This is a genomic window from Collimonas sp. NPDC087041, from assembly GCF_044745265.1.
GTDB lineage: Bacteria > Pseudomonadota > Gammaproteobacteria > Burkholderiales > Burkholderiaceae_D > Collimonas.
On the sequence record NZ_JBIUZX010000003.1, the window covers coordinates 43,531 to 68,756 of the forward strand.

The window sequence follows — 25,226 nt, forward strand, 5'->3', positions numbered from 1 at the left end:
ATTCTGCTCACGCGGCTTGCGGCTGCACCTGCTGTGCGCCGGTGGCCAGTTCGATGATGTTTTCCTGGGTGATCTCGCGTCCCGAATGGCCGCCTAGTTCGGCCACCAGCTCGCCCTCGCGCATCACCAGCACGCGGTCCGAGGTGCCGACGATTTCCGGCAGTTCGCTCGAAATCACCACCACGCCGATGCCGGCATTGGCCAGCTCGTTGATGATTCGGTAGATCTCGGACTTGGCGCCGATATCGACACCGCGCGTCGGTTCATCAAGAATCAGCACATGCGGCTTGATTTCCAGCAGGCGCGCCAGCAGCACTTTCTGTTGATTACCGCCGGAGAGCGCACCGACATTGACGCCAGGCGAAGCAACCCGGATCGATAGCGACTTGATGGCCTCGGCGGCACGCTGCGCGCCGCGCCGCCGGTCCAGCACGCCGCCATGGCCGGCATCCGGCACGCAGGCGCAAACGTTGATGTTGTCGCGTACGCTCATGTCGAGGAACAGGCCTTGCGCCTTGCGGTCCTCGGTCAGGTACACCACGCCGGCGCGAATGGCGTCAGCCGGGCCGCGCAGATTGCTGACGGCTTGCCCCGCCACTTCGAGCGTGCCGGCAATACGCGGATCGGCGCCAAAGATCAGGCGCGCCAGTTCGGTACGGCCGGCGCCGACCAGGCCGGCAATGCCCAGCACTTCGCCCGCATGCAAATCGAAACTGCAGCCGCGCACGCGCCGCCCATCGGCCATGTCGCGCACCCGCATCACAACATTGCCTGGATCGTAAGGCGCATGCTCTTTCTTGTAGAAGCCGGACAAATCACGCCCGACCATCATTTTCACCAGCGCCTCGGCCGACAGGTCATCCCGCTCCAGCATGCCGACATGCTTGCCGTCACGCAGCACCGAAACCCGGTCCGACAATTCGTAGATTTCCGCCATCCGATGGCTGATGTAGACGATCGCCAGGCCTTCCTGGCGCAACTGGCGGATCAATGCGAACAAACGATCAGTCTCACGGGAAGACAATGGTGTCGTGGGTTCGTCCATTACCAGTATGCGGGCGTGAGCATGGATCGCCCGCGCAATCTCAACCAGTTGGCGCTCGGCGATCGACAGGCTGCTGACCTTGGTGAGCGGCGTGAAATCCGCGCCCAGGCGTTTCAACACATCGACACAGCCGGCCTCCATCGCCTTGCGGTCAACGCTCCAGCCTTGCCGTAATTCACGCCCCAGATAGATGTTTTCCGCCACACTCAGGTTCGGGCACAGGCTCAACTCTTGGTAAATGACCGCAACCCCGTGCTCTTTGGCAGCGCGCGGACCGTAATTGACTACCCGCCGGCCATCGATGCGGATTTCGCCACCGGTATCAGCCTGGTGGGCGCCGGACAGCACCTTCATCAGCGTCGACTTGCCCGCGCCATTCTCGCCCATCAGGGCGTGGACTTCACCAGCGTAGACGGTCAGGTCAACTTCCTTCAACACCCGCAAACCGCTGAACGTCTTGGAGATGCCGCGCATCTCGAGAATTGGCGTTGCGCCTGATTCAGATTTCATCAACAAGCCCTCGTTTTGATGGAGCGATCAATCATTTTCAAAAATGACCAAATCGCCGAAACAGCTACACGACCGAACGAAAATATTGGAAATCGACCAATGGTCGATCAGAAGACAGCAGCGATATGCAAGCGTCTGCGCGTGAGCGATCGCTCAATACCAGATTTTTACGTGACACGAGAGCGGGCGGCGACGCCCTCCCCGGATACGGGATATGCATGGATTTGTCTCCTGGCTTCTTTGTTTTTTAGCTAAGTCGCAACACCACTGGAAAGACTCCAGATCAGTATTGACGACCTGATTTGCGATCAATATTAGAGGAAAGCAAGCGCTTGCGCAAGCGCTTGCTTTTATTGATATTTGGACAATTAAAAACGCTCAGGCAAAAAAACACCTCCGCGAAGGAGGTGTTTTCGGATGCAGTCGGCACCGCTCGAAGCGGCTCTTCAGCAGGAATATTTCAATCAGTTTCCGGCCACAGTCATGCTTTCAATCAGCACCGAACCAGTCTGCTTGGTGCCACGAATCAGCGTATCGGCGCCGATGGCGACGATCTGCGCCAGCATGTCTTTCATGTTGCCGGCGATCGTGATTTCCTCGACCGGGTACTGGATGATGCCCTTCTCCACCCAATAACCGGAAGCGCCGCGCGAGTAATCGCCGGTCACGTAGTTGGTGCCCTGCCCCATCAACTCCGTCACCAGCAAGCCGGTATCGAGTTTTTTCAGCATCGCCTTGAAGTCATCAGTAGATTTAGTCAGCGACGACGTCATGCTGAGATTGTGCGAGCCGCCAGCATTGCCAGTGGTCTTCATACCCAGCTTGCGCGCCGAATAGGTTGACAGGAAGTAGCCCTGCACCACGCCATCCTTGACCACCTGGCGACGCTGGGTCTTGACGCCCTCCTCATCGAACGGCGCCGAACCCACCGCGCCAACCACGTGCGGATCCTCCAGGATCTGGATATGCGGTGCAAACACCGACTTGCCCAGCGTATCCAGCAAGAATGTCGATTTGCGGTACAGCGCACCGCCGGACACCGCCTGCACGAATGCCCCCAGCAAGCCGGCCGCCAGCGGCGCCTCGAACAGCACCGGGCACTTGCGCGTGTCCAGCTGACGCGCGTTAAGCCGCGCCAATGCACGCTCTGCAGCGTAGCGACCGATCGCTTCCGGCTTGGCCAGCTGCTGCGGATCGCGCATCGACGAGTACCAGTCGTCACGCTGCATGTGGGCGCCCTTGCCGGCGATCGGCGCTACCGAAATGGTGTGCCGCGAAAATGGATAACCACCCATGAAGCCGCGCGAATTGGCGCTGACAAAGTGCGATTGCTGGGCGTAGACGCCGGCGCCTTCGCTGTTGGTGATGCGCTTGTCGACGGCAAATGCTGCCGCTTCGCAACGTTTTGCCAATTCGACAGCTTCTTCTGCAGTGATCAGCCACGGCGAGCACAGCTTCAAATCCAGCGGATTCATTTCCAAAGTATCAACATCCGGCAAGCCGGCGCAATCGTCTTCGGCGGTGAAACGGGCGATGTTGTATGCCGCTTCAACCGTGTCCTGCAGCGCTTTGGCCGAGAAATCGGAGGTGCTGGCATTGCCGCGCCGGGTATGGCCTTCCTCGCCCAGGTACACGGTGACGCCCATGCCCTTGTCCTTGTTTTGCTCGATGGTCTCGACGCTACCCTTGCGCACCCCTACCGACAGCCCGCTGCCTTCGCTGATCTCGACAGAGGCGCCAGAGGCCCCTTTTTCCCGCGCATAACGCAAAACGTCCTGCGCAAGTTGTTGCAACTGCTCTTGGCTATGAATGAATACGGAGTCGCTCATGGGTCGGTTTTCTTTGAATAAGGTATAAAACGGTTATCATAGCAGTCGTTTACAGTATGGAAGTACCCTTAACATCATGCCAAATCCCAATCGGGGCTCCTGCGGCTTTCAGTCCAGTGAGTTCGAACAAGAATACGACCGTCCCTCCAAGTCCCAGCTCAAGCGCGAGATGACTGCATTGCAGAAGCTCGGCGAAGAGCTGATTGCCGAATCGCGCGACCGCGTCAAGCGGGTGCCGATGCCGGAAGATGTGCGCGACGCCATCCTCGAATGCCAGCAAATCAAGGACCACGAAGGACGCCGCCGCCAGACTCAGTACGTCGGCAAGAAAATGCGTACTTTGGAGCCGCACGAAATCGCAGAAATCCAGAAAACCCTGGATAGCTGGCGTGGCCTGTCGAAAGCCGACACCGCCGCCATGCACGCACTGGAACGCCACCGCGATCGCCTGTTGAAAGACGACGGCGCGCTGACCGAACTGCTGGCAAAGCACCCGGAACTCGATGTGCAGCAAGTGCGCACGATGATCCGCAATGCGCGCAAGGAACAGGCCGAGAACAAGCCGCCGAAAGCGTATCGCGAAATTTTCCAGCTGCTGAAGGAATTGCAGAAATCATCCGCGCAGGAAGGTGACGACGGCGTCGATCAAGATGACGAAGACCAGCACGATGAGCACAACTAGCCTGAAAATCGGCCTGGTATCGATCTCCGATCGCGCCAGCGCCGGCGTCTATCAGGATCAAGGCATTCCGGCCCTGCAGGAATGGTTCGGCGCCGCACTCAGCAGCCCATGGCAAGTCGAAACCCGACTGATTGCAGACGAGCGCGCAGTGATCGAACAAACCCTGGTCGAACTGGTGGACCAGGAGCATTGTCACTTGGTGCTGACCACCGGCGGCACCGGCCCGGCGCGGCGCGACGTGACACCGGAAGCCACGCTGGCGGTAGCCACCAAGGAAATGCCCGGCTTCGGCGAACAGATGCGGCAAATCAGCCTGCAATTCGTGCCGACCGCAATCCTCTCGCGGCAAGTTGCCGTGATCCGCGAAAGCGCCGATCACGCAGCGCTGATCCTGAATTTGCCAGGCCAGCCGAAATCGATCAAGGAAACCCTGGAAGGTTTGAAGGATGCCGACGGCAAGCAGAAAGTGTCGGGCATCTTCGCCGCCGTGCCTTATTGCATCGACCTGATCGGTGGTCCGTACATCGAAACCAACGAAGCCGTCTGCAAGGCGTTCCGGCCGAAATCAGCGATCAAGCCAAGCAACGCATAAGTTTTCTTTTGGCCCAACCACTTTAGCGAACCGCACCCATGTTGCCAACGGCCCGTTCCCAGTCTCGCCTGACACTCGCCCTGCTCCTGCCTGCATTGCCCCTGGCGCTGAACGCGCCACTGCCCGTCGCAGCACAGCAGGCACTGCAAACCCGGCAAACCCTGCGCCTGATCAACGAATACCCGGCCACCTCGGTCACCGCGGCTGCCGACCTGCAGTTCGCCGCGACCGTCAAGCAACTGGCGGGAGATACGCTGGCGATCGAGACCGAACAGGAAGCCAACAATCCGTTCAAGGGCAATGCCCAGGTCAGCGCCGTCAGCGAGCGCAAGGTCGAGATGGCGACGCTGTTTGCCGGCATCGTCGGCGCCAGCGATCCTTTCTTCCTGCTGTCCTCGCTGCCATTCACGGTCAACAGTTTCGACGACGCCAAGGGGCTCACCAATTGCGCCCAGCCTGCCGTCGAACAGCATCTCGACCAGCTCAATCTGCACCTGCTGTATGTCACGCCGTGGCCGCCATCCGGCATCTGGTCGGCGAAGCCGCTGACCGACCTGGCATCCTTGCAGGCGTTGCAGATCCGTACCTACGACGACAATAGCCGCGGCGTCTTCGAACTGGCCGGCGCGCACAGCGTCAACCTGCCGTTTTCGGCGGTCCCGCCCAAACTGGCTGCGGGCGAATTGAATGCGGTGCTGTCGTCGGGCGACGGCGGCGCCGGTAACCACCTGTGGGATCATCTCGGTAATTTCAGCGCCATCAATTACTCGATTCCGCTCAGCTACACCGTGATCAACCGCGACGTCTGGCAGCAGCTCTCGCCGCAGCAGAAGGCAACCCTGACCGAAGCCGCCAAGCGCACCGCCGATGCTTCCTGGAGCAACGTCAAGGATCGCATCGAAGCCAATTACGCGCGCATGCGCGAGCACAAGATGACGCTCAACCTGGCGCCGGCAGCGGCAATCCAGGACAGCCTGCACAACGCCGCGCGCAGCCAGCTCGCCGCCTGGCAGCAAAAGGCCAATGCCGCCGATATCGTCGGCGTTTGCCTCAAGGGCAAACTGAGCGCCAGCGCCGCCCAATAAAACCGCGCCAACGATCAACCACTTATCTCCTATTCGGAATACCTCATGTCTAGCACGCTCAAAACCCTGGAAATCTCCACCTCAGAAAATCCGACCGCTGCCGTCATCTGGATGCACGGCCTCGGCGCCGACGGCTCCGATTTCGTACCGATCGTCAAGGAACTGGATTTGAGCGGCTGCCCCGGCATCCGCTTCGTCTTCCCGAGCGCACCAACCATGCCGGTGACCATCAACAACGGTTACGTCATGCCGGCCTGGTACGACATCCTGACCACCGACCTGATCCGCCGTGAAGACGAAGCCGGCCTGCGCAAGTCGCAGCTGGAAATCGAAGCCCTGATCGCGCAACAGATCGCGCTGGGCATCGCCGCCGATAAAATCGTGATCGCCGGTTTCTCGCAAGGCTGCGCGATGACGCTGCAAACCGGCTTGCGCTATCCACAAAAACTGGCCGGCCTGATGTGCCTGTCCGGCTACCTGCCGCTCAGCGACAAGATCGCCGCCGAGCGCCACGCGGCCAACCAGCACACCCCGATTTTCCAGGCTCACGGCCGCGTCGATCCCGTAGTAGTAATCGACCGCGCAGAAAAATCGCGCGACCTGCTGCGTGAACTCGGCTATCAGGTCGAATGGCATGAATACATGATGCCGCACTCGGTGTGTGCGGAAGAAGTGGCGGATATCGGGAATTGGCTGCGCCGCGTGCTGGCTTGAATGCCGACATGAATCCGGTATAAATTCGATATAAAAAAAGCCCGCTCTTGCAAGCGGGCTTTTTTACGAGATATTGCAGATCATCGCGCCAGCGGCGTGTAACCTGCGTCACGGATGGCTTCAGCCAATTCGTCGGCCGACGCCTCGCTCTCGATCGAGACAGTCCGTCCTTCGATCTTGATATCGACCTTGGCGCTTTCATCGACGCCATTGATGGCTTTGGTGATACGGCCGGCGCAATGGCCGCATGTCATGTCCTGCACATTGAATTCGATCATTTTATTACTCCGTTCTCGCTTGGTTGGTCACTTGGATCAACTATAAACCTTCCCATCGTAGCAAGGTCAAGCAGCAACTGAAAAAACGCAAAATCCAACGATCGAAATCACTGCCGGTCGCGCTGAACTGTTTAGTTCAGGCCGTTCTTTCCTTCAATTTCATTGGCTTTCAAGCCGCCCAGGCGTGCATGCAGGCGGCCACGGGTAGCCACTGCAAACGCCACCACGACTTCGTCGGCATTCGGTGCGTCGAAGAACTGGGTGGTGACGGTGTCGTAGTGCGACGGCACGTACAGCGCATGTTTGTGCGCCAGTGGAATATCCAGTTCAGTGCCTGGCACGCCGCGTTTGCCGGATGACGGGATCCAGGCTTTGCCGCCGCCGATAGCTTCACGGATCGGCATGACCATGGCTGGTGTCAGGAAGGCGTTGCCGTGCTCGTATTCGCCGCCGATGCCGACGATACAAGCCTTGCCGTAGCTTTCCACCTGGTCATTACCCAGCGCGGCGACGATGCGACGGCCGAATTCGTGACCCAGTGCCGGCGAATTGGCCAGGATCAGGTCGAGATTTTCACTGAAGCGGCCGGCGTAGGGATTGTGGATGGCGGCGGCAATCACGATCTTGCGCAGCGGATTGCCGTCAGCCAGCACGCCGGACTCATTGGCCAGCGTGTCGTCGATCTGGGTGTACCACTTGCGAATATGATAATTTTCGAAATTTGCCGGCTTGGACATCATGTATTCCTGAGAAGTTGATTGAATTGAAAAATTCGATGGACAGGAATCGTAACGTGCCGCCGCCTCTACTCATATAGCGCTACGCGTATAGCCGGTAGAGCTTTTCGCCGCAAAACTGACTGTCAACCACGCACAAAACCGCCGGCTGTTAAAATTGTGCTTGACCTTCCCATCATGGGAAGGTGGATCATGCAAGCATATCCACTCACCAGGCGGCCCATCATGAGCAGCACCAGCGCAACTCCATTGACCGAATTCCGTTTGCCGATCGACGGCATGAGCTGCGCTTCCTGCGTATCCCGTGTCGAAAAAGCCCTGCATAAGGTTGCCGGAGTGCAGGATGTCAGCGTCAACCTGGCGACTGAACTGGCGACCGTACAAGCCGATGCCGGCACCACCATTGGCCCTCTGGTGGTTGCTGTGGAACAGGCCGGTTACCAGGTAAAGCAACAGGAAATTACGCTGGATATTGCGGACATGAGCTGCGCTTCGTGCGTCAGCCGGGTCGAGAAGGCTTTGTATAAAGTCGCCGGCGTGCAAAGCGTGGCGGTCAACCTGGCCACGGAAAAAGCCACGCTGACGACTGCCGGCGCAGTGCCGCTTGAAAGTCTGATCGCAGCGGTCAAAGCCGCCGGCTATGAGGCCACGGTTCCCGCCGCAACATCAACTTCAGAATCGCCGGTTAGCAAGACTGCGCTGCCAGGCTGGTGGCCGGTTGCGCTGGCGGCGTTGTTTACGCTGCCATTGGTGTTGCCGATGCTGCTGATGCCGTTCGGTAGCGACTGGGCTTTGCCGGGCTGGTGGCAACTGGCGCTGGCGACGCCGGTGCAGTTCTGGCTCGGCGCCCGCTTCTACCGCGCCGGCTGGCGCGCGTTGAAGGCAGGCAGCGGCAATATGGATTTGCTGGTGGCGCTCGGCACCAGCGCCGCATATGGCTTGTCGCTGTATCAGTTGTTGTCGATGTCATCGCAGCATGGAGCAATGGTGCACCTGTATTTCGAAGCGTCGGCGGCGGTGATCACGCTGGTGTTGCTTGGCAAGTGGTTGGAAGCCCGCGCCAAGCGCCAGACTGCCGATGCGATCCGGGCCTTGAACGCGCTGCGGCCTGAACGCGCCACGGTGCGCCGCGATGGCGTTGATCGCGAGATCGCCATCACCGCGCTGCAGATCGGCGACCTGGTGGTGGTGCGCGCCGGCGAACGCATTGCGGTAGACGGTGTGGTGCAAGAAGGACAAAGCCATGTCGACGAATCGCTGCTGACCGGCGAGAGTTTGCCGATTGCGAAACAAGCGCAAGACCACGTCACGGCGGGCGCCATCAATGGCGAGGGTTTGCTGCTGGTGAACACCACGGCCATCGGCGCCGAAACCACGCTGGCGCGCATCATCCGTATGGTCGAACATGCGCAAGCTGCGAAGGCGCCGATCCAGCGTCTGGTGGATCAGGTCAGCGCAGTTTTCGTACCGGTAGTGCTGTTGATCGCCGCCCTTACCTTGCTCGGATGGGGCTTGAGCACCGGCGACTGGCAGCAAGCACTGTTGAACGCGGTGGCCGTGCTGGTGATCGCCTGCCCATGTGCATTGGGACTGGCCACGCCGACCGCGATCATGGCCGGCACCGGCGTCGCAGCGCGTTACGGCATCCTGATCAAGGATGCCGAGGCATTGGAAATCGCGCATAAGATCGATGTTGTCGCCTTCGATAAAACCGGCACGCTGACCATCGGCCAGCCGACGCTGCTGGCTGCATTGCCCAGCACTCCAGGCCAAGAAAGCGCCCTGCTGGCGCTGGCCGCGGCCGTGCAACGCAACAGCGAACATCCGTTGGCGCGGGCTGTGCTGGCGGCCGCCAAACTGCAAGAGATTGTGCCGACAGTCGATGCCAGCCAGGTCAAGGCGGTTGCCGGACGCGGAGTGCAAGCCAGCGTCGGCGCGCAGCAATGTTATCTGGGCAGTTCGCGCTGGATGCAGGAACTGGGCGTCGAACTCGGCGCCCTCGCAAGCGATGCCAAAACACTGGAAGCCGAAGGCCGCACTATTTCCTGGCTAGCCGCAACGCAAGACGGCAAGCCGGTCGTCATTGGCCTGTTGGCCTTCGGCGATCAGGTCAAACCGAGCGCCGCCTATGCCATCAAGCGCTTGCAACAGCTGTCGATCCGGGTCGCCATGCTGAGCGGTGACAATCGCGGCAGCGCCAACGCAGTCGGCAAACAGTTGGGCATCAGTGAGATCCATGCCGAAATCCTGCCGGCCGACAAGGCCAGAACGATCACCGAGTTGAAATCTGGCGGCAGCGTGGTCGCCATGGTCGGCGACGGCATCAACGATGCGCCGGCGCTGGCTGCGGCCGATGTCGGCATCGCCATGTCGACCGGCACCGACGTCGCCATGCAAGCCGCCGGCATCACCTTGATGCGCGGCGATCCGGGCCTGGTGGCCGATGCCATCGATATCTCGCGCCGCACGTATCACAAGATCCGCCAGAACCTGTTCTGGGCTTTCATTTACAACCTGATTGGCATTCCGCTGGCTGCGCTCGGCTATCTGAACCCGATACTGGCCGGCGCAGCGATGGCGTTCAGCAGCGTCAGCGTGGTCAGCAATGCCCTGCTGCTGAAGCGTTGGCGGCCGGCAGCGCCGCAATCGACATCGTCGGCTTCGTCAACAACTTCAACGTCAAAGGAAATCGAAAATGTCCGCTAATGCCATGAATATCGGCGATGCCGCCTTGGCATCAGGCGTCTCGGCCAAGATGATCCGGCACTACGAAGAAATCGACCTGATCCCGAAAGCCAGCCGCAGCGACGCCGGCTACCGCACTTACAACGAGCGCGACATCCATCTGCTGCGCTTCATCCGCCAAAGCCGGCTGCTGGGATTTTCGATGAAACAGATTGCCGAACTGATCGGGCTCTGGCTCGACCAGTCGCGCCCCAGCAGCAAGGTCAAGCAATTGGCGCTGACGCATATCGGCGAGCTGGATGACAAGATTCGCGAGCTGCAGGCGATGAAAGCCACCCTGGAACAACTGGCCTGCAACTGCCATGGCGATGCCCGGCCCGATTGTCCGATTCTGGAAGGCCTGGCGCAGCAAACGCTGTAATCGATGCTAGAATCCCCCATCATGTTTTCCATCACTCGCCTGAAAACCCTGCTGATCCTGCTGCTGGCGCTGGCCATCCCCTTACAGGGATATGCCGCGGCGGCGATGGTTTTTTGCGGCTCGGAAAATGTGACGGCGGCACGCACCGCCGCTGCAACGATGCACGCAAGTCCGCATCATCATGCCGATCTGCAAAGTGCCGGCTTGACGTCGACATCGATGCAAGGCGATCACCACAACGGCGCGCATGACAAGGCATCCCACTCCTGCAGTTCCTGCGCCGCTTGCTGTATCGGCGTGATTCCGATGCCATCGACGCTGGCGGCAACACAAGCACTGGCGATCACACACGCGATTCCTTTCCCGCTTTCGGGTTTTGTCGGCTACATGCCGGAAAACCCCGAACGACCTCCCTCACTCCTCGCTTAATTTTCAATTCAAGTATCTTGCCGCCCATACGGGAACGGCAAGCCTGATTGATTGGCAATGCATCGCCCTGGGGCCATGCGCTGCCTCGTTAACGAGGATTTCATGTTCACTTTCATGCGCAGGCGCCTGCTGCCTGCCGCGTTGCTGGCCGCCCTGACCGGTTGCGCCAGCCTGAGCGCCGACCAAGGCTTTGGCGAAGTCAGCGAAATCGCCAGACAACGCCTGGGACAAACGCCAGAGCGACCGCGCTCGGAGGCGGAGTTAGGTGAAACCCGCCAGATCATCGAGAAATTGCTGCAAAAGCCGCTATCGGTAGATGACGCGGTACAGATCGCCTTGCTAGGCAACCGTAGCCTGCTAGCCGATTACGAAGAACTCGGAATCGCCGAGGCCAACCTGGTGCAAGCCAGCCGCTTGCCGAATCCCGGTTTCAGTTTCGGCCGCACCCGCAGCGGCGACGACATAAAGATAGACCGCAGTTTTTCGATGGCTGTGATGGGCTTGCTGACACTGCCGGCAACATCAAAAATCGAGCGCAGGCAGTTCCAGATCGTCAAACTGAACACCGCCAACCGCATCCTGCAAGTGGCCGCCGAGACCCGCAACGCCTACTACCAAAACGTGGCGGCGATACAGAGCGTGCGCTATCAAGAGCAGGTGGAAAGCGCCGCTGCTGCCGGTAGTGAGCTGGCGCTCAAGATGACGCAGGCCGGCAATTTCAACCAGTTGGAACTGAGCCGCGAACAGGCTTTCCATGCTGACGCCGTGGTGCAACTGGCGCGCACGCGGCAGCAGGCGGTGATGGCCCGAGAACAACTGATCCGCCTGCTCGGCTTGAGTCGCGCGCAAAGTGGATTCCAGTTGCCGCAGCAGTTGCCGGAACTACCGCGCTCGCGGCCATCGTTGCAGGATGCGGAGACGCAGGCCATGACGCAGCGCCTCGATATCGCCGCAGCGAAACTGGAAGTCTACGGCCTGCAAGCCACACTCGGATTGAACCGCGCTACCCGCTTCATCAACGTGATGGAGCTGGCTTATCTGCACAACTCTGAGCCAGGCGCCTCGCGCGAAACCGGCTATCAGGTCAGTCTGGAAATTCCCTTGTTCGATTGGGGCAGCGCGCGCGTCGCCAAATCCGAAGCGATCTATATGCAGGCAGCGCATCGCCTGGCGGCAACCGCAACGGATGCGCAATCGCAGGTGCGCGCTTCCTATCAGAACTACCTGACCGCCTACGACCTGGCGCGACATTACCGCGACCAGGTGCTGCCGCTCCGCAAACGCATCTCGGATGAGTATCTGCTGCGTTACAACGGCATGCTGTCGAGCGTGTTCGAACTGCTGGCCGACGCCCGCGAACAAGCCAATGCGGTCAACGCCACGATCGATGCCAGCCGCGATTTCTGGATCGCCGACAGCGAAATGCAACTGGCGTTGGGTGGGCCTCTGGCGCCGCTTTCAGCGCCATTGGACAACGTGCCCGGCACACCGCAAACACAAGGAAAACAACCATGAGCAACCTGTCACGACGCGCCTTCCTGCAAGGCTCGGCACTCGCGGTCAGCGCCACCGCCGTCAGCCGTATCGGCGCCGCCAGCCTGCCGGAAGCGGTGCTACAAACCCAGGCCGCCACCCAAGCGCCGTTGAATCCTGCCAATGGCCGCCCCTATCAGCCGGTGGTCACATTGAATGGCTGGACGCTGCCCTGGCGCATGAACAATGGCATCAAGGAATTCCATCTGGTGGCGGAACCGGTGGTACGCGAGATTGCCCCTGGCATGAAAGCCAATCTATGGGGCTACAACGGCCAAAGCCCGGGGCCGACCATCGAGGTCGTCGAGGGCGACCGGGTGCGGATCTTCGTCACCAACAAACTGCCGGAACACACCTCGGTGCACTGGCACGGCCAGCGCCTGCCGAACGGCATGGACGGCGTCACCGGCCTGACCCAGCCCGGCATCCCGCCCGGCAAGACCTTCGTCTATGAATTCACGGCGAGACGCGCCGGCACTTTCATGTATCACCCGCACGCAGATGAAATGGTGCAGATGGCGATGGGCATGATGGGATTCTGGATCACCCATCCGAAAGATCCGTCGCTGATGCGGGTTGACCGCGATTTCGTGTTCCTGCTGAATGCCTATGCCATCGAACCGGGCGCCGCTACACCGCGCGTCAATGAGATGACCGACTTCAACCTGTGGACCTGGAACAGCCGCGCCTTTCCCGGCATTGATCCATTGGTGGTGCGGCAGCACGACCGGGTGCGAATCCGGGTCGGCAACCTGACCATGACCAATCACCCGATCCACCTGCACGGCCATGAATTCGTGGTGACCGGCACCGACGGCGGCTGGACCCCGCCGGCCAGCCGCTGGCCGGAAGTCACCACTGACATCGCGGTGGGTCAGATGCGGGCGATCGAATTCAATGCCGACGAGCCCGGCGACTGGGCGCTGCATTGTCACAAGTCGCACCACACGATGAATGCGATGGGACACGATGTGCCGACCATGATCGGCGTCGACCAGAAATCCGTCCTCAAGAAAATCAACCAGCTGATCCCCGACTACATGGTCATGGGCGACAAGGGCGGATCAATGGGCGACATGGAAATGCCGCTGCCGGACAACACCTTGCCGATGATGACCGGCAGCGGCCCGTTTGGCGGTATTGAAATGGGCGGCATGTTCACCACGGTGAAGGTGCGCAAAGGTCTCGCCAGCAACGATTACAAAGATCCTGGCTGGTACAAGCATCCGGCCGGCAGCGTCGCCTATGAATGGAAAGGCGGTGATGCCGCCATGCCTGCGGCCGCCCAGGCCCCGGACATCAAACGCGCAGCAGGTACGCCGCGCCAAAAGTCCTGAACGCGATCATCCTCAAACAATATTTTTTACACAACATACAACAAAGAAATTTTTATGAAAATCCGTTCCATTTTGTTTGCGACACTCGCCTTTATGTCGGTCGCTTGGCTGAATATTCCGTCTGCAGCGATGGCGGCCAATGTAATCGAAAAATCCACTTCCACCGCCGAAATGAAATCGCTGGATGCGGCATCCGTATCTGTCGGCGAAGTAAAAAAAATCGATAAGGAAGCCGGTAAGATCACGATCAAGCACGGACCGCTGACGAACCTGGACATGCCGCCGATGACGATGGTTTTTCGGGTAAAGGATCCGGCAATGCTGGATCAGGTAAAAGTCGGCGACAAAATCAACTTTATCGCCGGGAAAGCCAATGGCGCATTGACTGTCATGCAAATGCAGGCGAGCGAATAGTGCTCGCCCGCATAGGGGAGATGCACTCGCACTTGCCATCATTTGGCCAGCCTTAGGAATACGGGTTATAGTCCAAAACAGGGTGAAAATAGCGCCCTGTCTCGGCATGTGAACAAGGGCGGCCTCCCCTGCGCCGCCAACGCCAATGAAAGCAAGAAAATGCACACCACATACAAGATCGCGGTACTTCCCGGCGACGGCATCGGTAAGGAAGTCATGCCGGAAGGCTTGCGCGTGCTTGGCGCCGCCGCCAAACGCTTCGGCATCACGCTGGAGCTGACGGAGTTCGACTGGGCCAGCTGCGATTACTACGCTCAAACCGGCAGCATGATGCCGGCAGACTGGAAAGCGCAACTGTCGGCGATGGATGCGATTTATTTTGGCGCAGTCGGCTGGCCTGCCATCGTTCCCGACCACATTTCCCTGTGGGGTTCGCTGCTGAAATTCCGGCGCGAATTCGACCAGTACATCAACCTGCGCCCGGCGCAGACGTTCGAAGGCGTACATAGTCCGCTGGCGGGACGCAAGGCCGGGGATATCGACATGATGATCGTGCGTGAAAACACCGAAGGAGAATATTCCTCGGTCGGCGGCATCATGTATGAAGGCACGCCAAATGAAATCGTCATGCAGCAGGCAGTGTTCTCGCGGCGCGGCACCGAGCGGGTGCTTAAATATGCATTCGAACTGGCCAGGACGCGCGCCCGCAAGCACGTCACCGTCGCCACCAAAAGCAACGGCATTTCCATTTCCATGCCTTGGTGGGATGCCCGGGCGGCGGAAGTCGCCGCTGCTTATCCAGATATCTCCTGGGACAAGCAGCATATCGACATTTTGTGCGCGCGCTTCGTTTTGCAACCGCAGCGCTTTGACGTGGTGGTCGCCTCCAATCTGTTCGGCGATATCCTCTCCGATCTGGGGCCGGCATGCACTGGCACCATCGGCCTGGCGCCATCGGCCAACCTGAATCCGGAACGCGATTTCCCATCCTTGTTTGAACCGGTGCACGGCTCTGCGCCCGACATCTACGGCAAAAACATCGCCAACCCGGTCGCCATGATCTGGTCGGGAGCCATGATGCTCGATTTCCTCACGGGCAGCAGCGGCGCCGGCCGGCAAGCACATGACGCTATCGTAGCGGCAATCAAGTCCGTGTTGGCGAGTGGGCCGCACACTGCCGATCTGGGTGGCAGTGCATCCACTACCGAGATGGGCGAAGCCATCGCTCGCCGCATCAGCGAAGACACTTGAGGCCTGTGTATTCTCAGTGATGAATCTCAACGAGAATCACTAAAGAAGTACACCAATACTGTAGCGACAAAAAAAGCCGGCTCGCGAGAGCCGGCTCTGTATCAAAACAACTGTCGAACACTCACAGTCCAAGATCCTTGATGAACTGGTTGGTGAAACTCATGCTGGTATCGCGGTCGAACGACCAATGGTGCAAGCCCGCGAGTCCGTTCGCTTTAGCCCATGCCGACAAGGTGTCGGTATCGGCGAGGGTGAAGGTCTCTCCGGCAGTATCGTTGGCGCCGATCATTGGCGTCAGTTCGATCTGGCTGTAAGGGATCTTGTAATAGTTATGGAAATCCATCGCCGCCTGAATCGCCGACTGCCCCATTTGACAAGCGCCGCCGCTGATCACGCAGTTGCCGGTGGTGGCCGCGCCGTAATCCATCGTCATCAGGTTGACGTAGTAGTTTTTGAGGCCTGCTGCCTGAATCGCCTGCATTACCGAGATCCCCATCGCACCCAATGGATTAGGTGAACTCGAACCCATGTCTACCGCAGTGGCAGAGCCGCTCTGGCTGGTCGCCAGCGTGGCAATGGTGAAACTGAAACGCAGGTTCGGATAGGTCGCCTGGGCAGCCTGGACACGTGCGACCAGATTGTTGATGTCGGATTGGCTCTGGCCGTCTTCGATATCGAAATCGATGCCGATCAGGTTGGCGGAGTTATACGTGTTGATGAAGGTGGCGAAACCGGCATCGGACGTACAGGTGAATGCACCTGCCGCGCCGCCGGTGGAGACGATATATTTCTTGCCCGCCGCAACGAAGGATTGCACGTTGGTGGCAATCTGCGCCGGCGTAATGCCGCCCCAATTTTCGGAACCGCATCCACCGGTTGCAAACGCCCAGGTCAGCACAGTATTGTGCGCTGGCATGGCGCTGGTCACTGGCAGCGACGTGCCGGTTGCAGTGCTTTGCATGCCGCCGGTGTTCCAGTTGGCGTCGGCTGTGACATCCTTGTATGGGCTGAACACAAAACCAGGCGTTGGTGTCGGAGTTGGTGTCGGAGTTGGTGTCGGAGTTGGTGTCGGAGTTGGCGTTGGCGTTGGCGTTGGCGTTGGCGTTGGCGTTGGCGTTGGCGTTGGCGTTGGCGTTGGCGTTGGCGTTGGCGTTGGCGTTGGCGTTGGTGTTGGCGTCGGGGTTGTAGCGCTGCAAGCGCCATCAGAAGTCCACGGCTGTCCGCTACCGCTGCCGCCGTTGTTGGTAGACGGATTATTCCCCTGCGTCCACCAGTTTGCGGTGTAATTCACACTGTTGTAACTGGCGATAAGGCCGCCAGTGTATGCAATGGTGGCGTCCCAAGCGGCGGCGCACGTCGGTACGCTGGATTTCGCGCTAGGGACAAACTGCTTCTGGCTGGCGCTCCCGGTATCTTGCGAACCGCCGTCGCCGCAACCTGCCAGCAAGCTGCTCATCAGTCCCAGCAACAAGGCGCTACATACTTTTGTTCTCATGCGTCCATTCTCCTCAAACAAAAAATGATGTACGCGAAACAAGTCGGGATATGAGGATGAAAACAGGCATGCCGGGCAGGTATGGAACTGCCGCCCACAAGGACGCGCAAGACTAGCGAACGTTTGCCTCTTGTGATCCCTGTCGCACCCGCGCCAATTTTCTGCAAATCCGGCCAGCGTCTGCGTACTCCTAGCTGAATCTCTTATGCGTTCATTGAACCTTCAGCAGGGCTGAGAATGCGGTGAGCAAATATGGTCGTCAAGTGGTTTAAAAAATTATCCGGAGGTGTAATACCACTTGCGCAAACGTCAGAAATTTCGGCTTAAAAATGCCAGTAATTTTAAAGTTAGAAGAAATTTTTCATATCGAAATTAATTCCGTGCAGCAATAAAAATCAACTTCAAATTTCCTTTTTTTCACAGGCGACTGAAATGAAATCCAGCGCTGCCGGCAAAGTAAAAAAGCGCCGCACCAGGCCGGTGCAATACCATTTATATTATTTTCATCAAGTGGTCTTAGGGCCTGTTAGCACTTAATTTGGGAGATGCGTTCAAGCCAAAACGTGTGGTGGCAAGGCGTGTTGGGCAGTTGGGGCTGGTGCCCCAACAAGCCATGCAACGCGGCCAGCGCACGGTTTGGCTTGAACCCTCCGGGAACGGCTGCAGGCGTCGCATGCCGTTGTTGCAGCTCCTTGCCGTAGCACGGCTACGTCGCGTCGCTGCGCCTAGGCACGCAACGCCTGCCGCGCGTTCGCACTCCCAAATTAAATGCTAACAGGCCCTAGATATGAAAAACGCCACTCGGGCGTTTTCACTTTGGAAGTCCGGAGAAACCGGCAGCAGCGCATGCTGCCTGGCGCCGGCTTACGATCTACAACTCAGCATAGGTTGAGTAAAACTTGCTGTAGTCATTCTCGGGCAGGAAGTTAATCAGCGACACCGTCACACTGGCGTCCAACCCTTCCACGTAGTGCCAGCACCCAACCGGAAGAAACAGCAGTTCGCCGGGCGCCAGTTCGCAGTCAAGGACCTGCACATTGCGCATCAGCGGAAAGCGCTCGTAATCGATGGCATGGCCGTCGAGCGGCGTGTAGCAATGTTGATGGTTGTAGACATACGCAACTTCGCAAGCCGGGATCAACTTGATGCGCTTGCGGCCAATCACCTGAGCCATGAAGTTATTGGTCAGGTCATGATGAAACGGCGTTCGCGTGCCCTTCGGCCCCAGCCACAGGAAACCGTCGTCCGGCGAATCCGGCCTCAGGTATTCCGGGAGGCGCCCGATGTCTTGCCATAACTCTGCCAAGGCTTGTCGATTGGCTGAGGAATTGTTGGCCGTCATGTAGAAATCATTGCTCTCCTGCGCGCCTTCGATCATTTCCAGATAAGCGCTCAAGCACATCTTGTGTTTATGCTGGGTGCAATTGATCTCGTAGTTGGCATCCCGCGAGCGCCCCATTTGCACTTCAACTTCGCGCTCGCCGAAATGCGTGCGAAAGAAATCGAAATTCCATTTCGTCATGGCCGGCCAGTCGTCCAGCATGCCGGTGATGATCACCGGTTTATTCAATAAATAATATTGGCGATAGAACTCGTCGCGCGATAATTGATGGCGGCGTTCAATCAGATTACTGTCGGGCGTCTGGCGATTCAATGTGCGGTAGATATCTAGAACCCAGTCATGCTTTTTCAAGCGGTTCTGGAGACGCTTTTCCGCAAGGCTTGCGCCTTGCAGATAGGGACTGCTGAATGCCATCCGCACTTCCCGTTCCGCCTCTTCCCGCCTCACGCCATTGGCGATCAATATATCGGACAGACTTTGCGGACTGGCGCCCAGCACCAGATTCTCGCCAATCCAACGACGCCAGTCGTCATTGATGATGCTGCGGCTACGCTCAACCTGCTTCATGAAGTTGTCTCCGTAATTGCATGGACGCGCGCAGAAACCGTACGCGACCGCGTCTCGCTGAATTTATTGCCAAATGGAAATGAGCAGTCAAGCGCACTGTAAGAGCGCCGAAAGTGGATGTCAATCAGTATCAAAGTGGTCTTGCCGAGTACGTTCCCCGATCTGCAAAGGGTCTGTCCAGTTCCATCCAACACGTTGTTTACATGGATTTATTTGCGCGCGTCTGAAACCGGTTTGCGACAAGTGGACTGGTCGTGATTTGCCGGCGGCTGACGTCGGGGCGAACCGGACATCAGGCGAACATTTCAAAAAAATGTCATTTTTGCATTTCGTAACGAGCTGTAAAAAGCCGGTACTTTTTTTCCACGGTGATCGACTATCGGTTTCTGGCGGCAGGCTAGGCTTTAGCAAGGAGCAGCGCTTGATTAGCGCCGGTTCGCCCACACCTTCAACTTTATATCCTGGAAAAATCCCATGCCGTCTCAATAGCGCGAATGCAATCGCGCAGCTCGAAAGGACCTGACCATGCAACAGTATCTGCAAATAATCGTCATTATCACCACATTGATCATCGGTCTGCCACTCAGCAACCTGGCGCGCGCCAGCGACGCCACCGACATGCAGACCACACCGGCCGATCAGAACGCCCTGCCGATGGTCTCTGGTGAAATCCGCAAAGTCGACGCGAGCAGCGGCAAGATCACCATCAAGCACGAAGAAATCCCCAACTTCGAGATCCCCGCCATGACCATGCTGTTCAAGGCCGGCGATCCCGGCATGCTGGAACAGTTCAAGGCCGGCGACAAGGTACGGTTTGCCATTGACAAGGTCGATGGCCAACTGACGATTGTCAGCCTGGAACTGGCTGAGGCGCAATAAGCAAGCGTTTGAAGAATTGGCGTTAGGGTCGCCGATTGACGATCCGGATGTCTGGCGTCTCGCGCAGGTCATCCACCAGTTCGAGCGAGACCACCGGTCCCTTGCGCGGATCGTGCAGGAAGGTAATACGGACTTTGCGTGCGCTCTCGATGCCGTCAAAATCGCGGGCCAGTATCCGGGTTACGGTCGGCAGCTCCTCGGAGCCCAGTGCAAACGCATCGCTTTCATTCTGCTGTTCGGAAGGAACGTGGCCGTTCTTGTAAATGCAGGCGACGGCTTCCTGCGGATTGATGCCGTTGCTCATCAAGAATGAATCGTTGACCAGGAACAGCGCCGGCGGAATCCGGGTGAGATCGATCTGGCTGACATCGGGCCAGTCATTTTTGGTGATGATCTTGCCGCCTTCGTAATATTTGGCGACGAATTGATCGCCCATGCACGGCAGGTGCTCGGTGGCCGCATTTGCATGTTGCAGCAGCTGCCGCACGTCGGCTGGCTCGAATTCAATGGTAATCGTATTTATCATGGCCGGATTATCGCATTGCGGTCGACGCTACGGCTCCCATTTCACGACGTTTTTCGCACTTGAAGTGCCGTCCGCACAGCGGTCCGAGCCGGTCAGCGGTCTGCATGAAGTGCCACAATCGTTTCCAACTTGTCGTTCACTCGCGACGCCGGCGATAAAACTGCCCGTAAATCGCTGAATCCGTGCAGCCGGTATGGTGTCCTGTATATAATGAGCGGCATGGAAAATCCCAATGAATTCGTAGAATGGCTGCGCTCGGTCGCACCGTATATCCATGCCTTCCGGGGCAAGACCTTTGTGGTCGCCTTTCCGGGCGAACTGGTCACCGCCGGCGCGCTGCCGGTGCTGGCGCAGGACTTGTCGCTGTTGCATGCCCTCGGCATCAAAGTCGTGATTGTGCACGGCTCACGACCACAGGTTGAAGAACAGCTGGCGTTGCGTAACGTCGAAGCGCGCTTCCACAATGGCTTGCGCATTACCGATACCGCGGCGCTGGAGTGCGCCAAGGAAGCGGCCGGCGAATTGCGCCTGGATATCGAAGCTGCATTCAGCCAGGGCTTGCCGAACACGCCGATGGCGCATGCGGCGATTCGTATCATTTCTGGCAACTTTGTCACCGCCCGTCCACTGGGCGTGATCGATGGCGCCGATCTGCAACTGACCGGCGTGGTGCGCAAGATCGACTACGACACCATCCACCCGATTCTGAACGCTGGTGGCCTGGTGCTGCTGTCGCCGCTGGGCTTCTCGCCAACCGGCGAAGCCTTCAACCTGACCATGGAAGACGTGGCGGTGGCGGCGGCGATTTCGCTGCGCGCCGAGAAACTGATCTTCATCAGCGAAACACCGCTGATGAAAGATGCCGGCGATACCGAAATCCGCGAACTGTCGTCGCACCAGGCGCAAGCCGTGCTGGACAGCGGCTGCCTGCCGGCCGATTCGGCCTTCTACCTGCAACACGCGATCAAGGCCTGTAACGCCGGCGTGCCGCGCGCCCACGTGGTGCCGTTCGCCACCGATGGCTCGGTGCTGTTGGAATTGTTCACCCACGATGGCGTGGGCACCATGATTTCATACGAAAACCTGGAAAGCCTGCGCGAAGCGACGATTGAAGACGTCGGCGGCATCCTCAAACTGATCGAGCCGCTGGAAAACGACGGCACCCTGGTCAAGCGCGGCCGCGAATTGATCGAGCGTGAAATCCATTACTTCTCGGTGATCGAGCATGATGGCGTGATCTTCGGCTGCGCGGCGCTGTATCCGTTCCCGGCAGAAAAAATGGCCGAAATGGCCTGCCTGACTGTCAATCCGGAAGTGCAGGCGCAAGGCGACGGCGAGCGTATCCTGAAGCACATGGAAAGCCGCGCGCGCGCAGCCGGTTTCACCAAACTGTTCGTGCTGACCACCCGCACCTCGCACTGGTTCCTGCGACGCGGCTTCGTCCATGCCACGGTCGATGACCTGCCGAAGGATCGCCAGCACATGTACAACTGGCAACGGAAATCGCTGGTATTGATCAAGACGCTGTAATCCATACCAGGCCGTATAACGAATTTGCGGTGCCGCTGTTGGCGGCAACCGCAATCTTAAAACTGAGTCCAAGCAATACATCGGACTCGCACATCTACAAGGAAAAACCATGGCACGCACCATTCACTGCATCAAACTCGACAAAGAAGCGGAAGGCCTCGACTTCCCGCCGTATCCGGGCGAGTTGGGCAAACGCATCTATGAGAGCGTCTCCAAGGAAGCCTGGGCTGGCTGGCTCAAGCATCAGACCATGCTGGTCAATGAAAACCGCCTGAACCTGGCCGACGTGCGCGCCCGCAAATACCTGGCGGTGCAAATGGAAAAGCATTTCTTCGGCGACGGTGCCGATGCCGCCACCGGCTACGTTCCACCGACCGAATAAGTCGTTCCGCTTCATCATCTCCCTTCCCGGCTACCGCTGTGGCAAAATAAGCAATACTTGTCTTGTCCGGCGGCAGCATCTGGCTTCAGCCCTGCACGCCCCTCTCGACACAAGTGGTAACTGGTAATCGTTCGGCAAATTGTTCGATAGATTGCGTTCATCCAAACATCAACAGATCGGAAATTACATGCATCTATTCCGTCGTCAATGGTCTAATCGGCTGCTGTCCTGCTTGCTGGCAGCCACCTGCAGCATCGGCTTCACCGGCTTTACGGAAGCCGCCACTACACTCCCGGCCGGCGTCACCCAAGGCCCATCCGCTGAAGGCATCACTGAATATCAGTTCGCCAACGGCTTCAAGGTATTGTTGTTTCCGGATTCGTCGAAACCCACAGTGACGGTCAACATGACCTACCTGGTCGGTTCGCGCTTCGAGAACTACGGCGAAACCGGCATGGCGCATCTGCTTGAACACTTGATGTTCAAGGGCACGCCTAAGCATCCGTCGATTCCAAAGGACTTCAGCCAGCGTGGCATGTCGTTCAACGGCACCACCAATATGGATCGCACCAACTACTTCGAGATCTTCCAGGCCGGCGACGACAACCTGAAATGGGCGATCGACATGGAAGCCGACCGCATGCTGCATTCGTTCATCGCCAGGAAAGACCTGGATAGCGAAATGACGGTGGTCCGCAACGAATATGAACAAGGCGAGAACTCGCCGTTCGGCGTGCTGATCAAGCGCTTGCAAGGCGTCGCCTACGATTGGCACAACTACGGCAAGCCAACTATCGGCAACCGCAGCGATATCGAAAACGTCAAGATCGAGAACCTGCAAGCCTTCTATAAAACCTACTACCAGCCGGACAATGCCGTGCTGCTGATCGCCGGCAAGTTTGATCCGGCCAAGACCCTGGCGTGGGTCAACCAGGCGTTCGGCAAGATGCCAAAGCCGACCCGCAAGATGCGCGATTTCTGGACTGTCGAACCGACCCAGGACGGCGAACGCAGCGTCACCGTGCGCCGCCAGGGAGATGTGCAGATTGTCGCGGTGGCCTACAAGATCCCGAGCGAGTTGCATCCAGACAGCGATGCGCTGTCCTACGCTGGCACCATCCTGGCTGATACGCCCAACGGCCGCCTGCATAAGTCACTGGTTGAAACCGGCAAGGCCACAGCGGTGTTCAATTATGAAATGACGGGTTATGCGCCTGGTTTGGAAATCATCGCCGCCGTGGTCAAGAAAGGCGAACCGATTGAACCGGTACGCCAGGCGCTGATCGACGGCGTCGAGCAATTCGCCAAGACCCCGCCTACTCCGGAAGAAATGGAAAGGGTGCGCCTGGCCAACGCCAACGGTTTCGAAAAGCTGCTGAACGATCACCAGAAAGTCGGCGTTGCCATGTCCAGCACCATCGCGCTGGGTGACTGGCGCCTGTTGTTCCTGGGCCGCGATCGCTCGAACAAGGTCACTTCGGAACAAGTCGCCGCAGCTGCTGCGCACTACTTCACGCGGGATAACCGCACGGTTGGCATGTTCTTGCCGGAAGACCAGCCGCAACGCGCCGATGTACCAGCGGCGCCAAACGTGGCTGAAGTACTGAAGGAATACAAACCGCAGCAAGCCATCGCCGACGGTGAAGCTTTTGATCCGTCGCAAGCGAATATCGATGCCCGCACCCAGCGCACCAAGATAGGCGGATTGAAACTGGCATTGCTGCCGAAGAAAACCCGCGGCGAAACCGTTTCGGTCAAGCTGGATCTGCTGTGGGGCGATGAAAAGAGCCTGTTCGGCAAGAAGACCGCATCCGAACTGGCCGACGCCATGCTGATGCGCGGCAGCAGCACGCTGACCCGCGAACAACTGGCCGACGAGTTTTCCAAACTCAAGATCAGCGGTAGCCTGACGCAGTTCCAGACCACCCGCAGCAATCTGCCGGCAGCGCTGCAACTGGTCGCCAGCGTACTCAAGCACCCGCGCTTCGATCCCGCTGAATTCGAACGGATGCGCAAGGAAGTCCTGGTCGGACTGGAAGCGTCACGCAATGAGCCGAGCACGCTCGCCTCGGAAGCCATCGCTGCCCACTTCAACCAATACCCGCAAGGTCATTGGCTGGCGGCGCAGAGCGTGGACCAGCAGATCGCCAGCATCAATGCGACCTCGCTGGCCGATGTCAGCGCCTTCCATCATGACTTCTACGGCGCCTCGCAAGGCGAATTGGCGATCGTTGGCGATTTCGACGTTGCCGCCGTCACCAAGGTGGTCCAGGATGAATTCGGCACATGGCAAAGCGCTGCGCCATACGCGCGCGTGATCCGCCATAACTTCGATGTCGCGCCGATGCAGAAGGTGCTCAATTCGCCGGATAAGGAAAACGGCTTTTACGTAGCCCGCCAGAACCTCGACATGCGCGACGACGATGCCGATTATCCGGCCATGATGGTTGCCAACTACCTGTTCGGCGGAGCCGGCCTGAAATCGCGCCTGGTTGATCGTGTGCGTCAGAAGGAAGGCCTGTCGTACGGCATCGGTTCGTCGCTCGACATCAGCGCCATCAGCCGCGCCGCCCGCTTCTCGATACAAGCCATCTCGGCGCCGCAAAACCTGGACAAGGTCGACCAGGCGGTCAAGGAAGAACTGGCCCGGGTGATCAAGGACGGTTTCAGCGCCGACGAACTGGCCCGCGCCAAATCCGGCATCCTGCAGGAAAACCAGCGTTCCCGCTCGCAAGACAGCGCCCTCAGCGCCGGCTGGGCCAGACTGCTGGACCTGGATCGCACGTTCGCCTGGAGCAAGCAAATCGAAGACAAGATCAGCGCCCTCACGCTGGACCAAGTCAACGAAGCCTTCCGCAAACGCATCGACCCAAGCCAACTGAGCGTAGTCATCGTGCGTGACGAAGCCAAGGCAAAAGCAAATGCAGTAGCAACGACCAAGCCGTAAAACAGGGCAAACCAAA

General features: G+C 58.7%; 22 protein-coding genes. 15 read left to right on the forward strand and 7 right to left on the reverse strand.

Going from position 1 to position 25,226, the window contains the following annotated elements:
- Positions 1-7: 7 nt before the first annotated feature.
- Positions 8-1,555, reverse strand: a complete 1,548-nt coding sequence (locus ACIPF8_RS06055; protein ID WP_400418326.1) for a sugar ABC transporter ATP-binding protein — start codon at positions 1,553-1,555, stop codon at positions 8-10.
- 464 nt (positions 1,556-2,019) lie between these two features.
- Complete coding sequence (pmbA, locus tag ACIPF8_RS06060) at positions 2,020-3,384, reverse strand: metalloprotease PmbA (RefSeq protein WP_400418329.1); 1,365 nt, start codon at positions 3,382-3,384, stop codon at positions 2,020-2,022.
- Between the two features lie 76 nt (positions 3,385-3,460).
- Here pmbA and yjgA point away from each other — a divergent pair, with 76 nt between their 5' ends.
- From yjgA to ACIPF8_RS06080, 4 genes are read left to right on the forward strand one after another with little or no spacing between them, the layout of a single operon-like run.
- On the forward strand, positions 3,461-4,066 hold the full coding sequence (gene yjgA / locus ACIPF8_RS06065) for a ribosome biogenesis factor YjgA (RefSeq protein WP_400418332.1): 606 nt from the start codon (positions 3,461-3,463) through the stop codon (positions 4,064-4,066).
- Positions 4,053-4,658 (forward strand): molybdopterin adenylyltransferase, encoded by a 606-nt coding sequence (gene mog / locus ACIPF8_RS06070; RefSeq protein ID WP_400418335.1) that lies wholly within the window; start codon positions 4,053-4,055, stop codon positions 4,656-4,658. The genes yjgA and mog overlap by 14 nt, the downstream gene beginning before the upstream one ends.
- 38 nt (positions 4,659-4,696) lie before the next feature.
- Entirely contained in the window at positions 4,697-5,743 is a 1,047-nt protein-coding gene (locus ACIPF8_RS06075) for a TRAP transporter substrate-binding protein (RefSeq protein WP_400418338.1), read from the forward strand.
- Between the two features lie 45 nt (positions 5,744-5,788).
- The gene (locus ACIPF8_RS06080; RefSeq protein ID WP_400418341.1) at positions 5,789-6,457 is read left to right on the forward strand and encodes an alpha/beta hydrolase; all 669 of its coding nucleotides are present in this window, start codon (positions 5,789-5,791) and stop codon (positions 6,455-6,457) included.
- A gap of 80 nt (positions 6,458-6,537) precedes the next feature.
- Here the strand turns inward: ACIPF8_RS06080 and ACIPF8_RS06085 are convergent, their stop codons facing one another.
- Entirely contained in the window at positions 6,538-6,735 is a 198-nt protein-coding gene (locus ACIPF8_RS06085; protein ID WP_400418344.1) for a heavy-metal-associated domain-containing protein, read from the reverse strand.
- 131 nt (positions 6,736-6,866) lie between these two features.
- Complete coding sequence (locus ACIPF8_RS06090; protein ID WP_061535200.1) at positions 6,867-7,472, reverse strand: amino acid synthesis family protein; 606 nt, start codon at positions 7,470-7,472, stop codon at positions 6,867-6,869.
- Between the two features lie 225 nt (positions 7,473-7,697).
- Here ACIPF8_RS06090 and ACIPF8_RS06095 point away from each other — a divergent pair, with 225 nt between their 5' ends.
- The 7 genes from ACIPF8_RS06095 to ACIPF8_RS06125 all read left to right on the forward strand — a co-directional run bounded on the left by ACIPF8_RS06095 (position 7,698) and on the right by ACIPF8_RS06125 (position 15,542).
- Positions 7,698-10,178, forward strand: coding sequence for a heavy metal translocating P-type ATPase (locus tag ACIPF8_RS06095; protein ID WP_400418347.1), 2,481 nt, complete (start codon positions 7,698-7,700; stop codon positions 10,176-10,178).
- A 4-nt stretch (positions 10,179-10,182) separates the two neighbouring features.
- Complete coding sequence (gene cueR, locus ACIPF8_RS06100) at positions 10,183-10,578, forward strand: Cu(I)-responsive transcriptional regulator (RefSeq protein WP_400419451.1); 396 nt, start codon at positions 10,183-10,185, stop codon at positions 10,576-10,578.
- A 21-nt stretch (positions 10,579-10,599) separates the two neighbouring features.
- Entirely contained in the window at positions 10,600-11,007 is a 408-nt protein-coding gene (locus tag ACIPF8_RS06105; RefSeq protein WP_400418349.1) for a hypothetical protein, read from the forward strand.
- A gap of 102 nt (positions 11,008-11,109) precedes the next feature.
- Positions 11,110-12,522: a TolC family protein gene (locus tag ACIPF8_RS06110; RefSeq protein WP_400418352.1), complete on the forward strand. Its 1,413-nt coding sequence runs from the start codon at positions 11,110-11,112 to the stop codon at positions 12,520-12,522.
- A complete protein-coding gene (locus ACIPF8_RS06115) occupies positions 12,519-13,877 on the forward strand; it encodes a multicopper oxidase family protein (RefSeq protein WP_400418355.1) in 1,359 nt (452 codons plus the stop codon). The genes ACIPF8_RS06110 and ACIPF8_RS06115 overlap by 4 nt, the downstream gene beginning before the upstream one ends.
- A 129-nt stretch (positions 13,878-14,006) precedes the next feature.
- A complete protein-coding gene (locus ACIPF8_RS06120; protein WP_400419454.1) occupies positions 14,007-14,291 on the forward strand; it encodes a copper-binding protein in 285 nt (94 codons plus the stop codon).
- A gap of 159 nt (positions 14,292-14,450) precedes the next feature.
- Positions 14,451-15,542 (forward strand): tartrate dehydrogenase, encoded by a 1,092-nt coding sequence (locus ACIPF8_RS06125; protein WP_400418358.1) that lies wholly within the window; start codon positions 14,451-14,453, stop codon positions 15,540-15,542.
- 121 nt (positions 15,543-15,663) lie between these two features.
- On the opposite strand, the gene ACIPF8_RS06130 is transcribed toward ACIPF8_RS06125, so the two are convergent.
- Together ACIPF8_RS06130 and ACIPF8_RS06135 are read right to left on the reverse strand one after the other, a co-directional pair.
- Positions 15,664-17,037, reverse strand: coding sequence for a carbohydrate-binding protein (locus ACIPF8_RS06130; protein WP_400418361.1), 1,374 nt, complete (start codon positions 17,035-17,037; stop codon positions 15,664-15,666).
- 871 nt (positions 17,038-17,908) lie between these two features.
- A complete protein-coding gene (locus tag ACIPF8_RS06135) occupies positions 17,909-18,946 on the reverse strand; it encodes a cupin-like domain-containing protein (RefSeq protein ID WP_400418364.1) in 1,038 nt (345 codons plus the stop codon).
- Between the two features lie 525 nt (positions 18,947-19,471).
- Between ACIPF8_RS06135 and ACIPF8_RS06140 the strand changes: the two genes are divergently transcribed.
- Complete coding sequence (locus tag ACIPF8_RS06140) at positions 19,472-19,825, forward strand: copper-binding protein (protein ID WP_400418367.1); 354 nt, start codon at positions 19,472-19,474, stop codon at positions 19,823-19,825.
- Positions 19,826-19,847: 22 nt separating this feature from the next.
- Here the strand turns inward: ACIPF8_RS06140 and ACIPF8_RS06145 are convergent, their stop codons facing one another.
- Positions 19,848-20,351, reverse strand: coding sequence for a hypothetical protein (locus ACIPF8_RS06145; RefSeq protein ID WP_400418370.1), 504 nt, complete (start codon positions 20,349-20,351; stop codon positions 19,848-19,850).
- A gap of 219 nt (positions 20,352-20,570) precedes the next feature.
- Here ACIPF8_RS06145 and argA point away from each other — a divergent pair, with 219 nt between their 5' ends.
- The 3 genes from argA (at position 20,571) to ACIPF8_RS06160 (ending at position 25,210) form a co-directional block, all read left to right on the forward strand.
- A complete protein-coding gene (argA, locus tag ACIPF8_RS06150; protein WP_400418373.1) occupies positions 20,571-21,881 on the forward strand; it encodes an amino-acid N-acetyltransferase in 1,311 nt (436 codons plus the stop codon).
- A 109-nt stretch (positions 21,882-21,990) separates the two neighbouring features.
- Positions 21,991-22,263 carry an oxidative damage protection protein gene (locus ACIPF8_RS06155; protein ID WP_061938913.1) on the forward strand — a complete coding sequence of 91 codons (273 nt, stop codon included), beginning with the start codon at positions 21,991-21,993 and terminating at the stop codon, positions 22,261-22,263.
- A 187-nt stretch (positions 22,264-22,450) separates the two neighbouring features.
- Positions 22,451-25,210: a M16 family metallopeptidase gene (locus tag ACIPF8_RS06160; protein ID WP_400418377.1), complete on the forward strand. Its 2,760-nt coding sequence runs from the start codon at positions 22,451-22,453 to the stop codon at positions 25,208-25,210.
- The last annotated feature ends 16 nt before the right edge of the window (positions 25,211-25,226 follow it).

Excerpts from the sequence above, each read along its gene's own strand:
- ACIPF8_RS06085 (WP_400418344.1), bottom strand. The coding sequence starts at position 6,735 with ATGATCGAATTCAATGTGCAGGACATGACATGCGGCCATTGCGCCGGC.
- ACIPF8_RS06135 (WP_400418364.1), bottom strand. The coding sequence starts at position 18,946 with ATGAAGCAGGTTGAGCGTAGCCGCAGCATCATCAATGACGACTGGCGT.
- ACIPF8_RS06110 (WP_400418352.1), top strand. The coding sequence starts at position 11,110 with ATGTTCACTTTCATGCGCAGGCGCCTGCTGCCTGCCGCGTTGCTGGCC.
- ACIPF8_RS06130 (WP_400418361.1), bottom strand. The coding sequence starts at position 17,037 with ATGAGAACAAAAGTATGTAGCGCCTTGTTGCTGGGACTGATGAGCAGC.
- ACIPF8_RS06140 (WP_400418367.1), top strand. The coding sequence starts at position 19,472 with ATGCAACAGTATCTGCAAATAATCGTCATTATCACCACATTGATCATC.
- argA (WP_400418373.1), top strand. The coding sequence starts at position 20,571 with ATGGAAAATCCCAATGAATTCGTAGAATGGCTGCGCTCGGTCGCACCG.
- ACIPF8_RS06095 (WP_400418347.1), top strand. The coding sequence starts at position 7,698 with ATGAGCAGCACCAGCGCAACTCCATTGACCGAATTCCGTTTGCCGATC.
- ACIPF8_RS06145 (WP_400418370.1), bottom strand. The coding sequence starts at position 20,351 with ATGATAAATACGATTACCATTGAATTCGAGCCAGCCGACGTGCGGCAG.
- ACIPF8_RS06155 (WP_061938913.1), top strand. The coding sequence starts at position 21,991 with ATGGCACGCACCATTCACTGCATCAAACTCGACAAAGAAGCGGAAGGC.
- ACIPF8_RS06115 (WP_400418355.1), top strand. The coding sequence starts at position 12,519 with ATGAGCAACCTGTCACGACGCGCCTTCCTGCAAGGCTCGGCACTCGCG.
- yjgA (WP_400418332.1), top strand. The coding sequence starts at position 3,461 with ATGCCAAATCCCAATCGGGGCTCCTGCGGCTTTCAGTCCAGTGAGTTC.
- ACIPF8_RS06125 (WP_400418358.1), top strand. The coding sequence starts at position 14,451 with ATGCACACCACATACAAGATCGCGGTACTTCCCGGCGACGGCATCGGT.
- ACIPF8_RS06090 (WP_061535200.1), bottom strand. The coding sequence starts at position 7,472 with ATGTCCAAGCCGGCAAATTTCGAAAATTATCATATTCGCAAGTGGTAC.
- ACIPF8_RS06160 (WP_400418377.1), top strand. The coding sequence starts at position 22,451 with ATGCATCTATTCCGTCGTCAATGGTCTAATCGGCTGCTGTCCTGCTTG.
- mog (WP_400418335.1), top strand. The coding sequence starts at position 4,053 with ATGAGCACAACTAGCCTGAAAATCGGCCTGGTATCGATCTCCGATCGC.
- cueR (WP_400419451.1), top strand. The coding sequence starts at position 10,183 with ATGAATATCGGCGATGCCGCCTTGGCATCAGGCGTCTCGGCCAAGATG.
- ACIPF8_RS06080 (WP_400418341.1), top strand. The coding sequence starts at position 5,789 with ATGTCTAGCACGCTCAAAACCCTGGAAATCTCCACCTCAGAAAATCCG.
- ACIPF8_RS06075 (WP_400418338.1), top strand. The coding sequence starts at position 4,697 with ATGTTGCCAACGGCCCGTTCCCAGTCTCGCCTGACACTCGCCCTGCTC.
- pmbA (WP_400418329.1), bottom strand. The coding sequence starts at position 3,384 with ATGAGCGACTCCGTATTCATTCATAGCCAAGAGCAGTTGCAACAACTT.
- ACIPF8_RS06120 (WP_400419454.1), top strand. The coding sequence starts at position 14,007 with ATGGCGGCCAATGTAATCGAAAAATCCACTTCCACCGCCGAAATGAAA.
- ACIPF8_RS06055 (WP_400418326.1), bottom strand. The coding sequence starts at position 1,555 with ATGAAATCTGAATCAGGCGCAACGCCAATTCTCGAGATGCGCGGCATC.
- ACIPF8_RS06105 (WP_400418349.1), top strand. The coding sequence starts at position 10,600 with ATGTTTTCCATCACTCGCCTGAAAACCCTGCTGATCCTGCTGCTGGCG.